This is a genomic window from Leptolyngbya sp. FACHB-541 (assembly GCF_014695875.1).
GTDB lineage: Bacteria > Cyanobacteriota > Cyanobacteriia > Elainellales > Elainellaceae > JAAUTN01.
Window position 1 is genome coordinate 105726 of record NZ_JACJPC010000065.1, and the last position, 13200, is coordinate 118925.

Consider the following 13200-nt stretch of genomic DNA (forward strand, 5'->3'; position numbering starts at 1 on the left):
CAACCTCAATGAGAAATCAGTAAGCGGCTCCGAAAAAAGAAGGATGCTGAGTTACCTGACGATTGAATTAACTGCTCCGCTATGTCCTGAACGTCTTGTTGTCGCCTAACTTTCTTATCTGATAGGTAAACTCCCAATAGTGCCTGATTAATCAATTGATGAAATCGGGTATGAGGAAGTTGAGAAACGCTTTTTGCCGCATTTTGGATGAAATGCTTGAATCGCTCCAGCATATCATCCCGATCTCGGTAGTAGAAACAGAAGTTTAGATCTCCGTTCACTCGATCCTCTTCCTGGTCGATCAAATAATCTAATAGAATATGCAATCCCTGAACCCAGGGAAAGTAACTATTTTTGACTTGATCAGTGAGTCCGTCTGACAGCTGGTGATCTAATGCGTAAGCTACCAAGCAAAAGATTCCTAGAGTTGAGCCAGCGCAAGCAGAAAACTCATACCATCGCAGTTCAGGGAGTTCCTTTTGATAGGAGGAAAACCACGTCTTCAAGCGCGGAACTCGCTCTTCAACCTTGACGTGCTTATGAACCTGTAAATTGCAGTAATAATCTGCTAACTCATGCAAGGTTGGGGCGATCGCTGCGTAATTGGGTATCTGGCAAATTACTTCCTGACAGGTTCTCACTAATGCTTGTAAATAGCCACCGTCTGCCTGATCGTCTCGAAATCGGTAATAGTTTGTGTCCTGTGAACCGGGTGTAAGCGCATCCAGCAGGGATTGATGCAGGGCAGCAAAATCTTCAGGATCGAGTGAGTTGCTGCGATCGCACAGATTGTCTAAGTAATCACTAATCGTTTGATAAGTCACAATAAACTTAATCGCATTTTGCCAATGTCGTTTGGCAAGCAATCCATAAATTGCGCCACCTTCGCAGTGAAACTGTTTTGCTTCGATACTAGCTAAGGCTTGTTTACGAAGTTCTGGACTTGGAATTTCTTGTGCCCGAAGCTTCCACCTTTTCAGGTAGCCTCGAACCTTTGGAATCACCTTAAGGCGGGTTTCCAGGACGAGCGCCCAAGGAGAAACTGGAATATTCATAGAAGCCTAAAGTTCTGCAATTTTCAATGCTGCTGATAAGGTTGCTATTACTCTAGGAAGGCTGACCCAATTCACCCTCTCTATATAGGCGGACTTAATTTTGATTGCTTCTTCTACAAATTCATTAGACTGGAGGGATATCCCTATCTGCTGAAGACTTTCTGCGCCGCTAACGAGAGCGGAAACTCCTAGAATGACCGTCAGGTAGAGCTAGTAGAGAGGCACACCACCAAGCATGATTTATGAATGATGATCCGGTCAAACTTCATTTTCAAGTGATCCGGCAGCGAATTGCGGCGTTGCAACAGGAAGATGCAGCAGCTTGGCAAGAAATTGATGTTGCGCTTGAAGACCTGCAGGGATGTGTGAGGAGATGCAGAAAAATTTGGAGGCAACCGAGGTTGTCCAGAATGATTTACTGCATTATCGCGATTTGTTTCGGTCCTGCCCGATCGCCTATTTAGTCACTGGCGCTGATGGGGTGATTCTGGAAGCGAACGAGGCGATCGCCAAACTCCTCAATGTACCGGAACGTTATTTAGTTGGAAGACCTCTCGCTTTATATGTGGCAGAAGGCGATCACCCCTCCGGGGAACTGCGAAGCAACCGCTTGGACTTTCGGACTCGATTGAACCAGCTTTCTGAAGCCCGTGAGACACAGATTTGGCAGATAAATTTATGCCCACGGGACGGGCAACCGTTTGCGTCTGAGTTGCATATTGCGCCCCTTGCGGTATCGACAAAGCAGCACGCTCATAGTCCGAATGGGCTAATCGAAATGCGAATTGGGGTGTACGACTTAAGCCGCTCTCAGCAGATCGTTTCGCCTACAGATTTGCACGAAACAATAGCTCGTCTGGCTGAGCAACAACCTTGGGAAGCCAAACGAGCAGAAGGGATATCCCTAATGAAAATACCTCATGCTCTAGATGGCTTACGAGTGCTGGTGGTCGATGACGAAGCAGACATCCGTGAATTTATCACCACTGTTTTGAATCCTATGGCATTGGGGTCAGGGCAGTTGCTAGCGCAGCGGCAGCGCTAGAGGAGCTAGAGCAATTTCATCCTGATATGTTGATGAGTGATATTCGGATGCCCAATGGAGACGGTTATAGCCTGATTCGGCAAATCCGGGCGTTAGAAGCTGGGCAGGGAGGGCACATTCCTGCTGTCGCAATCACCGCTTACCTAGACGAGGATCGGGAGAAAGCGTTGAAGGCGGGCTATGAGACACATTTGCACAAGCTAGCTCATCCCACTACATGGATTAAGATGGTGGCTCAATTAGCTGGATATTGATGAAAGCGGTAAATTTTGAGGGCTGGGCATCGGGATTCATCCTGATTTTCTGCCTATGTCTTTGATCGCTTCGCTCAAGTGGAAGTCTCCAGCAGCCATTCACCGGGAGGAGTGGGAATTGGGCTGGCGATCGCACGTCACATAACCGAGTTGCACCACGGCACGATCGAGGTCGCCAGTGAAGGAGCAAGACAAGGAGCAACCTTGACCGTCCGATTACCATTGATGAACGCGGCTGAACTCAAACGCCTCGGAACAGAAAGCGTAAAGTCTATGCAACTCGACAATGACAAGCAGCACTGCATCAGCGATCCCTTGCAGGATTCAGAAGTACTCCTGCGGGCGATGGTTGAAAATCTGCTGGGTAGAGCTGCGTTTGTAGTTGACTCCGATCTGCGCTATCGGCTTGCTGAAGGGGAAGCGCTCTCTACTGCTGGTTTCAAACCCGAAGATCTGGTTGGTAAAACGATTTTCGAGGTATTACCGCCCGACTTAGCTGCGAGCTATGAGGGGCTGTATCGTAAAGGGCTGGCAGGTGAACCGTTTGAGCATGATCACAATGCTCACGATCGCTTCTACATCTCACGGGGCACGCCTTTACGGTCTGCAAATGGCTCAGTCTACGCCGCTGATTTCGCGTTCGGGCAAAGTGATTGGTATGGTTTCGACCCATTGGCGCAAACACCACCGACCGAGCGATCGCGAACTGCGCTTTCTGGATTTGCTTGCCCGCCAAGCGGCTGACCTGATTGAGCAGCGGCAAGCCCAAGTCACCTTACGCGAATCGGAAGAAAAATATCGATTGTTGTTCAACGCCATTGATGAAGGATACTTTCTCATCGATGTAATTTTTGATGAAACTAATCAGCCCGTTGACCTCTTGTATCTGGAGTCCAATCAAGCTGCGATCGCCATGACTGGGCAAGATTTCCCCGGACGACGGCTAAGCGAAATTAACCCGAATTATGAACTCTTTTGGTACGAAATCTTTGGTCGCGTTGCCCGCACCGGCGAAGGTGAGCGATTAGAGCGATATGCCAAGCCAGATCAAAAATGGTATGACTTCTACGTGGTTAAAGTCGGTAATGCCAGCGATCGCCGCATTGCCGTCGCCTTTCAGGACATCACTGAGCGCAAACAGGCAGAAGAAAAATTGCGCCGAGCTGCCGAGATGGATGCCTTTCGGGTCAAGCTGTCGGATGCACTGCGATCGCTCACCGATCCGGTTGAAATTCAGGCAGTCGCCGCACGGGTGCTGGGCGAGCACCTCGGCGCGAATCAGGTACACTACGGCGAAACCATCGGCGAGTACGTGGTCATTAGTCAGGGGTACGGTAACGGACTTCCACCTATGGTTGGGCACTTTCGCTTCATTGATTTTGGCGAACGACTCATAGCCGACTACCGGGCAGGTCGGATATCGCTATCGCGCGATGCGGTCAACGATCCCAATATTACCGAGTCCGAGCGACAAGTTATCACTGGAGCCGGTTTCCGCGCCTATGTCGCTGTGCCGCTCACCAAAGCAGAAGGATGGGTTGCTACCCTCGCCGTTCATAGTATCGCCCCCCACGACTGGACAACCGATGAAGTAGAGTTGGTGCAGGAAACCGCCGAGTACACTTGGGCAGCGGTTGAACGTGCCTGCGCAGAAAAAGCCTACGTGAATCGGAGATTCAACGGATTCAAGAACAATCTGCCCGTGAGCAAGAACGCCAACGCGCTGAAGCACTGACAGAACTCGATCGCGCTAAGACCGTTTTCTTCAGCAACGCCAGCCACGAATTCCGTACTCCGCTAACGCTGATGCTGGCTCCCCTACAAGATGCCTTGAGCGATCGCGCCCTCCCTCCTGCTCATCGAGAAGGCTTAGATCTGGCTCATCGCAGCAGTCTTCGCTTGCTGAAACTGGTAAACACCCTGCTCGACTTTTCTCGCATCGAAGCCGGACGGATGGAAGCCGTTTATGAACCAGTCGATTTAGCACAGTGCACAACCGAGCTAGCGAGTGTGTTTCGCTCTGCGATTGAGCGGGGAGGGCTGCGACTGATTGTCGATTGCCCTCCCCTACCAGAACCTGTCTTTGTAGACCGGGAGATGTGGGAAAAAATTGTCCTCAACCTGCTCTCCAACGCCTTTAAGTTCACCTTTGAGGGCGAAATTACCCTATCCATCAGAGCGGAAGCAAGGGAAACGCTTCAGGCTTCGACTGCCAAAGTTGATAGTTTCACCTCAAAACTCCAAATGCCAGACTCCAAACTCGAAACTTCGAGCTTGGAACTCGAAACTCCGAGCTTGGAACTTGGAGTCTTGAGATCAGAGGTCAAACCATCACCCTCATTCCCTCGTGTCGTTTTAGAAGTGCGAGATACAGGCGTTGGTATCTTGCTGGATGACCTGCCTCATCTGTTTGAGCGGTTCTATCAGGTGCGAGGCACCCAAGCACGAACCCATGAAGGATCAGGAATTGGTCTAGCCCTGGTAAATGAACTCGTTCGACTACATGGCGGCACCATCAACGTGAGCAGCACTGTAGGACAGGGAACTTGCTTTACGATCGCCCTCTTCTTTGGCACAGAACACTTGCCCAGCGATCGCCTTCAGGTTGAAGGCGATCGTATTCAGCCAACCCGTACCCTAGCATCAACCGCGATTGATGCAGCCCTTTGTGTCAAAGCAGCAGAGCAGTGGATGCCAAAGGAGGACACCAAGACACGGAGATACGGAGACACGGAGAATTCTACTGTTTCTCCCGCTCAACGTCTCCCTCACTCCGCACCTTCCTCTTCCCGTGTTCTCCTGGTGGATGACAACGCCGATATGCGAGAGTACCTGACGCGAGTACTCAGCAAACATGTTCAAGTAGAAGCCGTGGCAAATGGAGGAGCGGCACTGGCAGCCGCTCAAGCGCAAGTGCCCGATCTAATCGTGAGTGATGTGATGATGCCAGAGCTAGATGGCTTTGGGTTACTTCAGGCATTGCGGGCAGACCCACGCACGAGAGAAGTTCCCATCATCTTGCTGTCGGCTCGTGCCGGAGAAGAAGCGATCGTGGAAGGACTGGAAGCCGGGGCAGACGACTACCTGATCAAACCCTTCTCAGCCCAAGAACTAGTGTCTCGCGTCAATGCCCATATTCAGATGGCACAGCTGCGTGGGGAAGCGCTTAATCAAGCAAGAACCACCATTCGCAGAAAGGATGAACTGCTATCAACCGTTTCCCACGAACTCAACACTCCCCTGGTCTCGATTTTGGGCTGGACGCGCCTGCTGAGAACTAATCCCCCCAGTCCAGCCATATTAACCAAAGCGCTAGACACGATCGAGCGTAACGCGACGCTGCAAGCCAAACTCGTGCAAGACTTGCTAGATATTTCTCGGATCACCACAAATAAGCTGCGGTTGCAGCTTCAACCCGTCGAACTAAAAACCGTAATCGAGACGGCGATCGCATCCATCCATCATCTCGCTGAAGCAAAAGGGATTGATTTGGTGAGTCGGGGCACAGGTCAAGGTCAAACGGTTGATGCTGTGGTGATGGGAGATGGCGATCGCCTTCAGCAAGTCATCTGCAATCTCCTGACCAACGCAATTAAGTTTACGCCAGAAAGTGGGCAGGTCGAGGTTCAACTGATCACTCATGCCATTTCGCAGCCCGCAGACTACGCCGAAATTCGTGTCACCGATACAGGCATTGGGATTGCTGCTGATTTTCTACCTCATGTCTTCGATCGCTTCCGTCAAGCCAGAGATTCCGATTCAGAGAATGGGTTGGGATTGGGACTGGCGATCGCCCACCACTTAGTCGAACTCCACAACGGGACAATTCACGCCGAAAGTGCAGGAGAAGGAAAGGGCACAACCCTGATCGTCCGCTTGCCGCTGCTAACAGCAATGCCCGTTGAGCAATCGACAGGACCATCATGATTTGATGAAAGATACTCCCCTATCCGCAACAGATTTGATCTGCTCTCCTGTACCTTTTCTCTGCCATTTGACAGGGGCTTTGTTTTTGGGAAATTCCTACGATCTTTGTGTGGAAAAACACATTTTCATTTCTCCTTAATTTCACTTTTCTTTGATTTTGCCTTAATAATATGAGCTTCTTTTCGATTGAAGAACTGAAAGAACTGGTTGACCAGCCGCAAGGATTGTGTGTATCGATCTACATGCCCACTGTGCAGCTTGGTTCTGAAACTCAGCAAAACTCTGTTCGCTTTAAGAATCTAATTCGACAGGCGCAAGCAGAGTTAGAAAAATATGAATCGCCACCTCTCGATCCAGGTGAATTTCTTCAGCCTGCGATCGCTTTGGATACGGATGAATTTTGGCAGCATCAGGACGCGGGTTTAGCTCTGTTCGTCTCAGAGGGATTTTTCCGCTTCTATCGCGTGCCGCTCGAAATGATTGAACTGGTGGTCGTGAGCAATCGCTTTCATCTCAAACCATTAATTCCGCTGTTGGGCGGAGATAACCGCTTCTACATTCTCACGCTTGGTCAGCGTGATGTCCGTCTTGTGGAAGCTAATCGCTACGGCATTACCCGTGAAGTCGAAATCGAAGGCTTGCCAAAAGACATGGATGAAGCCTTGCAGTATGACGAAACATCAAAAGATCAACAGCGGCGGCAGGAGGGTGGTGCAGGTCGTGCAGGCTTACAAGGTGGCGGCTCATATCACGGACAAGGAGCCGACCGCGAAAACGTGAAGGAAGATTTGCTGCAATATTTCCACTTAGTGGATAAAGCGCTGCACGATTTCTTCCGTAACCGTCGTTCTCCGCTTGTTCTAGCTGGCGTTAACTATTTGTTGCCAATTTATCAGGAGGCAAATACCTACAATTTTATTGTGGAAGAAGGCATTCAACACAACGTCAAAGAGCGATCGGCGGAAGAGCTTCATGCGGAGGCTTGGGCGATCGTGGGGCCACAGTTTGAGGCAGACCAGAAAAAAGCGATCGATTACTATCATGAGTCGATTGCTAATGGTAAAGGATCAAACGACTTGAATGAGGTAATTCAAGGTGCGTTTTATGGTCGTGTAGAACAGCTTTTTGTTCCGGTTGGGGTGCAGAAATGGGGGCATTTTGATCCGGACTCAATGCAGCTTGAAATGCACGATGAGACTCAACCGGGTGATGAAGATTTGCTCAATGCAGCAGCGATTCAAACGGTTCTTCATGGTGGAACGGTGTACGCCGTTGAGCCAGAAGGAGTACCGGATGAGACACCCGTTGCAGCAGTGTTTCGCTACTAATTGAGCTTTATAGAGCGACACGTCAAGTTCTGTGAGGGCGCACTGCGGTGCGCCCCTACCCACGTCCGCGACATCTTCAAATCAATAGAACAAAAAAGAGGACGGAGCTTTAGCTCCGTCCTCTTTTTATCAACTTTGTGAAGGTGAGGGTGTGACCGTAACAAGTCGAGTGCTTGAGTCGATCGCCACTTTTGCCAGTCCAAATTGCTCAATCACCCAAGCATTGGTGATCAGGTGAGTACTGATTTCTGCCACTCGATATTGGCTGGGTTCCGAAGCTAAGGCGGCTGGCAGAAGGAGTTGATCCGCTAAATGAATATCAACGGGTGCCCCATTTTCGTGAAACGCTAAAAGCTCCTGGATGGCGATCGCAGCAACTTCTTCGGCAGGTAATCCGATTTTTCCAACTGCCCCAAAGCCTGTCCGGGTATGCTCATACTCTGCTATCAAAAAGATGCCCGTTCCGGGTCCAACGCCTCGTTCTCGTTGGGGTTGTACCTGAGCTTTTAACTGCGCTTGCTCTAACAAATTCTGTGCTCTGTTTGCCATCCGTTGAGGAATGTGGGACGGCAGCTCTGTGGCGATCGCCAATCCTTTAACCTGATGCAAGTCTCCCCGCTCTAGCAGGTGAATCGGTTGAAGTGAACCCACTCCATTACTTCCACTGATCTGCAAGTGCAACTCACCGCCACCCCGCGGATACCAGCCCCAAGCTTTAAGTTTCACGGTTGCCTGTACACCCATCTGCTGCAAACAGGGCAAATACACCTGTTCAATGTAAGGAGCGGGTGGACTCCAGGGAATAAAAGTGCCTCCTCTCAAAGTCACGATCGACTCCCCTTGAGTAAGTGCCAGGGGCAGCAAAACCGTTTGTAGAATTAGGGTTACGGCTCCGGCTGATCCAGTTCCTACCGTTTGGGCAACGTCAAAGGTATATTGTCCCGCTTGAATGGGTTGGCTGGGAGTAAATTCTAGTTGAGTTGAGCCGAGACGATCGCCTGTAACTTTCGCTTGACAAAGCGTTGCGGCTGCTCGCACTCCAGTTAAATGTTGGATTGCCAATCCTGGCTTTTCCCGTTTTGCTCGGATGCGATCGATCCGAATCGCTCGCCCGGTAATCGCCGCTAAACTCAAGCTGGTGCGAAGGATTTGCCCTCCCCCTTCTCCATAGGAACCGTCGATATGTAGCATCTTAAATATCCAGAATCACTTGTGCCCTCCAACCCGAATCTGTTTTTTCGAGTTGAAACTGATGGAGCGTGACAGCTTTGACATCCACTCGCTGATGATGGCGATCGCGATCTAATCTTTCTCCTTGAGTCATGGTTGATAAATGATAGATAGATTCCTTTTGGGCAATCTCAACCTGTTGCGCTCGGAGTAATAACAACTCACTGTCTTTGTAATAAACAAACTCCTGTAAGAAGTTAAACAGGAGTAAATCCAGTTCATCATTTTCTAGTTGAAATGTGCGGGTTTCAGTGAGTGCGATCGCTTCGAGATTATCAATCATTGTGTTGATCACAGCATCTCCTGCGGATTTAAACACCTCCTCTAAATCGTCTCCCCAGGCATGGAAGGCAATGTCAGCCGTAGCGATATCTTCAAGGAATTCGTAGGGCATGGCACTTACTTCTGCTCACAAGATTGGAGGCGATCGCAAATTTCAGGTTTTTGTTGGGTGACGTGTTTGCCGATGAAAACAAGTTCTGTGGAGGAGGGTTCAAAGAGTTCTAAGTCCCAACGTCCAGCAACAAAATTGAACAGGTGAGTGCCTTCAGGAAATTGCACAAACCCCTTGGCTCGATAGATATTAGAACTGAGAGAATCGGCAAATTCAGTAAAACAGGTGCGATCGTAAACTGCCTGTGAGGTGTAACTGAAGGACTCAAACTCAGGTTGATGGTGATGATGGGGTGATGGCTGTAAGCGATCTCGACCAATCCCGAATAACAAATCAGGGTCGATCTGACAGCGAATCGTGGAAATGATCGAGGCAATTTCATTCAGACTCTGAAGCTTGTCTGTAATCGTTGCCAATTCCTGTTCAGAAACGAGATCCACCTTGTTGAGCAGCAAGATATCTGCGGATTCAATCTGGATGCGACTAGTATGTCCCACTTGAGGATACTTCACCAATCCATCCGCATCAATCACAGTGATAACGCCATCTAACCGGACTTGGGGCAAACTTTCTTGAATATCAAACACCAGGGCATCAGGTTCTGCCACCCCAGTTGTTTCGACGACAAGATAGTCTGGATTCACCGTTGCGATAATTTCATCCACCGCCGCTTCAAACTCACCCAGCAGCGAACAACAGACACAGCCGCCGCCCAGATCTGCCATCTCTACATTCTTGCCTTGCAGAATTTTAGTGTCGATCGCAATTTCGCCAAACTCATTCATCAGAATGGCAATCTTGCGCGGCACCACCGTCAGAATATGCCGCAGCAGTGTGGTCTTGCCGCTACCCAGCGGCCCTGTAAGAACAGTCAGTGGTGTACGTCCTGGCATACCTCACCCCTTCACATTGCCGATCGGTGTTAGCCTGACCACCCGCCGACTGATGCCTGCCAACTCTGCCGCTTCAATCACCTCATCGACATCTTTGTAAGCGCCTCCCGCTTCCTCTGCTAATCCTGCATTGGAGGTACTGCGAACATAGATGCCCTTTTGCTGCATTTCTTTCTGAAGCTGCTGCCCCTGCCAGGTTTTGCGGGCTTTTGTGCGGCTCATTGTGCGTCCGCTGCCGTGGGCGGTGCTAAAAAAGGTTTGATCGCCTGTCGCGACGCCTGTAAGCAAGTATGATCCCGTTTCCATGCTGCCGCCAATGATCACGGGCTGACCGGTTTCTTGATAACGGTAGGGCAGATCACTCATGCCGGGACCAAAGGCGCGGGTGGCACCCTTGCGATGAACAAGCAGCGATCGCTCCTTACCATCCACGATATGTTTCTCTAACTTAGCGGTGTTGTGCGACACGTCGTAAACCATGTGCATTCCCAGATCTTCGGGCGATCGCTCAAACACTTGCGAAAACACCTCACGGATGCGGTGCAAAATCACTTGTCGATTGACAAACGACATATTGATGCCACATTTCATCGCCGAAAAGTATGCTTGTCCTTCGGGGGAATTAAAGGGGGCACAGGCTAATTCACGATCGAGAATTTTGATGCCATACTTGCTGTCCATCACCTTGAGAAAGCTTTGTAGATAATCCGTTGCGACCTGATGCCCAAACCCACGGCTACCACAGTGAAACATCACCACCACCTGATCGGGACGGGTGATCCCCATCGCTTTGGCTAGATTCTTATCAAAAATATTTTCCCGTTTAGCAACCTGAATTTCTAAGTAATGATTACCCGAACCCAGCGTACCAATTTGATGAACGCCGCGATCGATCGCCTTTTCACTAATCTTTTTGGCATCGGCTCCCTTTAAACAGCCTTGCTCTTCGATTAACTCCAAATCCTCTTCCCAGCCATAGCCATTATGAATGCACCATTGAGCTCCCTGCTCTGCCACCTTACGGAACTCATTACGGGAAAGTTTCACAAATCCAGTGCTGCCAACGCCTGCCGGAACCCGCTCATACAGCTTATCCACCAATTGTTTAATGTGCGGTTTGACCTCTTTGTAATCTAGATTGGTCGTCACTAGACGCATTCCACAGTTAATGTCAAATCCAATGCCACCAGGAGAAATGACGCCGCCCTGATCTACATCCATCGCTGCTACACCGCCGATCGGGAAGCCATAGCCAAAGTGTCCGTCGGGCATACACAAGGCATATTTGGTGATGCCGGGCAAAGTTGCGACATTGGTAATTTGGTCATAAACCGCATCATCCAATTCTCGAATCAATTTTTCAGTACCATAAATCCGCGCAGGTACCCGCATTCCATCCTTGTAAGAGACTGGAACCTCCCAAATGACATCCGAAATTTTGTTTAAGACATCGATAGGAGCCATGACTTTACCTCGTGAACTGCGCGAAGGATGTCTTCGACTTATGATTCATAGGGAACTGCGTCCAGTTTCTAAAGACACGGCAAAAAGAACCTCCCTCTATGGGTTTATCCATTGAGCGATTGTCACGAGTAGAGTTCGCACGGTTTCAGTAAGGTGTGACTGGGAGAATATTGACTTCTGCCACCACGGTTTCTAACCGGGTTACTGCACAGGGTTCAGCCCCTTGACAACCGCTGACACGCACTTGCCTATACTCCAAGCTGGCTCGTTGGTTCAGAAAGCGGTCTTGCTCCGCGCAAACATCAAAGGTGGCTCCGACATTCTCATATCGATCGCCTTCATCATCCACAATAGTGAGATAACACAGCACATCGTCACTCGCTACACTTTCAACTGTACCGACGGTTGGGTGCTCCTCTGAATGAGGGGTTTGAGCAGCAGCAGGAACAACAGAAGGGCCAAGAATTAAGGCGAAGAGTAAGGAAACACCGAGATTTAGACGTTGCATGGTTACGATGACCTCATTAAGTTGAATACGGTTGAAAAGGTAGATGCGATCGCACAACATAAACGAACTTACCAGCCAAGCAGACGACTAACCAGAAGGCAGTGAAGCCCACACGGCAACTAGCAAAGCCAATACCAGCAGATAAGCGAGTGGTACGAGGCTGACTTTGAAGGCGATCGCTGTTCTCCGAATTTTAGCCATCACCAGAGTCATGACAAGAGATACAAAATAAACCAATGGGTAACTGATAGACCCAATCAGGACGCTCTTAGCAACTACCGTCAATAGTGGTTCATTGTCCGTCCAAGGAGCGGCAAGGCTAATTGATACACCGATAAATACACCTGGATATATCAATAATGGCAACCCTCCAGCAATTAGGGAAAGCGCTATTCTGAAACGAACTGCTCTGCTACTTCGTAGCCGGTAATTTGAAATTCTTTGAGACATAGATGCAACCTACTGTTCCGAGTGTATAGGTAAGGCTCCGGGTAGACCAATTGCTACTTGTGTTTGGATAAACTCACTGTATGAAATTGGCTCTGGCTTGTCGTCCACTCAGAGTTGGCACTTTTATTAAACAAGTGATCAATCGTGAATCCATCTTGCAACGGGTTCTGAATGCCAACTTTAGTTGGCATTCAGAACCCACCATAAGCACAAGTTGCAAACTGACAATACTCTTCTTCAACACTTAATGCAGTGGCATTGCACAAATTGAGAATGATGCGGAAATTCCTAATATGCAAATCGCCCACTGTAGGGGCACGGCATTGCCGTGCCCCTACGAAAATCATTCGTTAAATGGCAACCCCTAATGCAGTTGCCACCAATTATATCGATCTCGGCAGAATCCGGAGGATTAAGGTGAAGTTGATTAGTATTAATCGCTACATTGAATAACCAATGATCTAAGCTCCTACTTATCGTATAGCTACTCGTTTAAAGGAGGTTACCGGAAAAGTTTTGTTGTCCGCTAATCTTTCGGGCGCGATCGCCTCTTGAATATTAAGAAGGTGAAGTATTATTGCTTCCACACCCGCTCTAAAACGTGTCATCTATCGTAGGGATAGAAATAATCAGTATGCTGTTAAATTCATCA

Annotated in this window: 12 protein-coding genes and 1 pseudogene; 6 read left to right on the forward strand and 7 right to left on the reverse strand. The window is 49.3% G+C overall.

Annotated elements, in window-relative coordinates:
• Positions 1 to 5: 5 nt before the first annotated feature.
• Positions 6 to 1055: a tetraprenyl-beta-curcumene synthase family protein gene (locus H6G00_RS14610; protein WP_190797297.1), complete on the reverse strand. Its 1050-nt coding sequence runs from the start codon at positions 1053 to 1055 to the stop codon at positions 6 to 8.
• A 373-nt stretch (positions 1056 to 1428) separates the two neighbouring features.
• On the opposite strand from H6G00_RS14610, the gene H6G00_RS34710 reads away from it, so the two are divergent.
• From H6G00_RS34710 to H6G00_RS14640, 6 genes and pseudogenes are all read left to right on the forward strand, one after another.
• Positions 1429 to 2100, forward strand: a complete 672-nt coding sequence (locus H6G00_RS34710; protein WP_199318489.1) for a PAS domain-containing protein — start codon at positions 1429 to 1431, stop codon at positions 2098 to 2100.
• On the forward strand, positions 2061 to 2354 hold the full coding sequence (locus tag H6G00_RS34715) for a response regulator (RefSeq protein WP_347278185.1): 294 nt from the start codon (positions 2061 to 2063) through the stop codon (positions 2352 to 2354). Before H6G00_RS34710 ends, H6G00_RS34715 begins: the two co-directional genes overlap by 40 nt.
• A 111-nt stretch (positions 2355 to 2465) precedes the next feature.
• Positions 2466 to 3098: a PAS domain-containing protein gene (locus H6G00_RS35385; protein WP_199318490.1), complete on the forward strand. Its 633-nt coding sequence runs from the start codon at positions 2466 to 2468 to the stop codon at positions 3096 to 3098.
• Between the two features lie 427 nt (positions 3099 to 3525).
• A complete protein-coding gene (locus H6G00_RS36660) occupies positions 3526 to 4089 on the forward strand; it encodes a GAF domain-containing protein (protein ID WP_347278186.1) in 564 nt (187 codons plus the stop codon).
• Positions 4059 to 6281 (forward strand): annotated as a pseudogene (locus H6G00_RS14635) (ATP-binding protein); the annotation flags it as partial. The gene H6G00_RS36660 and the pseudogene H6G00_RS14635, both read left to right, overlap by 31 nt.
• Positions 6282 to 6451: 170 nt before the next feature.
• Entirely contained in the window at positions 6452 to 7609 is a 1158-nt protein-coding gene (locus H6G00_RS14640) for a hypothetical protein (protein WP_190797300.1), read from the forward strand.
• Between the two features lie 129 nt (positions 7610 to 7738).
• Here H6G00_RS14640 and rtcA read toward each other — a convergent pair whose 3' ends face one another.
• From rtcA to H6G00_RS14670, 6 genes are all read right to left on the reverse strand, one after another.
• Positions 7739 to 8800: an RNA 3'-terminal phosphate cyclase gene (gene rtcA, locus H6G00_RS14645; RefSeq protein WP_190797301.1), complete on the reverse strand. Its 1062-nt coding sequence runs from the start codon at positions 8798 to 8800 to the stop codon at positions 7739 to 7741.
• Between the two features lies 1 nt (position 8801).
• Positions 8802 to 9233 carry an archease gene (locus H6G00_RS14650; RefSeq protein WP_190797302.1) on the reverse strand — a complete coding sequence of 144 codons (432 nt, stop codon included), beginning with the start codon at positions 9231 to 9233 and terminating at the stop codon, positions 8802 to 8804.
• Positions 9234 to 9238: 5 nt separating this feature from the next.
• Positions 9239 to 10126: a GTP-binding protein gene (locus tag H6G00_RS14655; protein ID WP_190797303.1), complete on the reverse strand. Its 888-nt coding sequence runs from the start codon at positions 10124 to 10126 to the stop codon at positions 9239 to 9241.
• 3 nt (positions 10127 to 10129) lie between these two features.
• Positions 10130 to 11590, reverse strand: a complete 1461-nt coding sequence (locus H6G00_RS14660; protein WP_190797304.1) for an RtcB family protein — start codon at positions 11588 to 11590, stop codon at positions 10130 to 10132.
• Positions 11591 to 11735: 145 nt separating this feature from the next.
• A complete protein-coding gene (locus H6G00_RS14665; RefSeq protein ID WP_190797305.1) occupies positions 11736 to 12098 on the reverse strand; it encodes a hypothetical protein in 363 nt (120 codons plus the stop codon).
• An 87-nt stretch (positions 12099 to 12185) separates the two neighbouring features.
• On the reverse strand, positions 12186 to 12464 hold the full coding sequence (locus H6G00_RS14670) for a hypothetical protein (RefSeq protein ID WP_190646028.1): 279 nt from the start codon (positions 12462 to 12464) through the stop codon (positions 12186 to 12188).
• Positions 12465 to 13200 lie beyond the last annotated feature (736 nt).

Excerpts from the sequence above, each read along its gene's own strand:
- H6G00_RS14640 (WP_190797300.1), top strand. The coding sequence starts at position 6,452 with ATGAGCTTCTTTTCGATTGAAGAACTGAAAGAACTGGTTGACCAGCCG.
- H6G00_RS14650 (WP_190797302.1), bottom strand. The coding sequence starts at position 9,233 with ATGCCCTACGAATTCCTTGAAGATATCGCTACGGCTGACATTGCCTTC.
- H6G00_RS36660 (WP_347278186.1), top strand. The coding sequence starts at position 3,526 with ATGGATGCCTTTCGGGTCAAGCTGTCGGATGCACTGCGATCGCTCACC.
- H6G00_RS14665 (WP_190797305.1), bottom strand. The coding sequence starts at position 12,098 with ATGCAACGTCTAAATCTCGGTGTTTCCTTACTCTTCGCCTTAATTCTT.
- H6G00_RS14655 (WP_190797303.1), bottom strand. The coding sequence starts at position 10,126 with ATGCCAGGACGTACACCACTGACTGTTCTTACAGGGCCGCTGGGTAGC.
- H6G00_RS14610 (WP_190797297.1), bottom strand. The coding sequence starts at position 1,055 with ATGAATATTCCAGTTTCTCCTTGGGCGCTCGTCCTGGAAACCCGCCTT.
- H6G00_RS14660 (WP_190797304.1), bottom strand. The coding sequence starts at position 11,590 with ATGGCTCCTATCGATGTCTTAAACAAAATTTCGGATGTCATTTGGGAG.
- H6G00_RS34710 (WP_199318489.1), top strand. The coding sequence starts at position 1,429 with ATGCAGAAAAATTTGGAGGCAACCGAGGTTGTCCAGAATGATTTACTG.
- rtcA (WP_190797301.1), bottom strand. The coding sequence starts at position 8,800 with ATGCTACATATCGACGGTTCCTATGGAGAAGGGGGAGGGCAAATCCTT.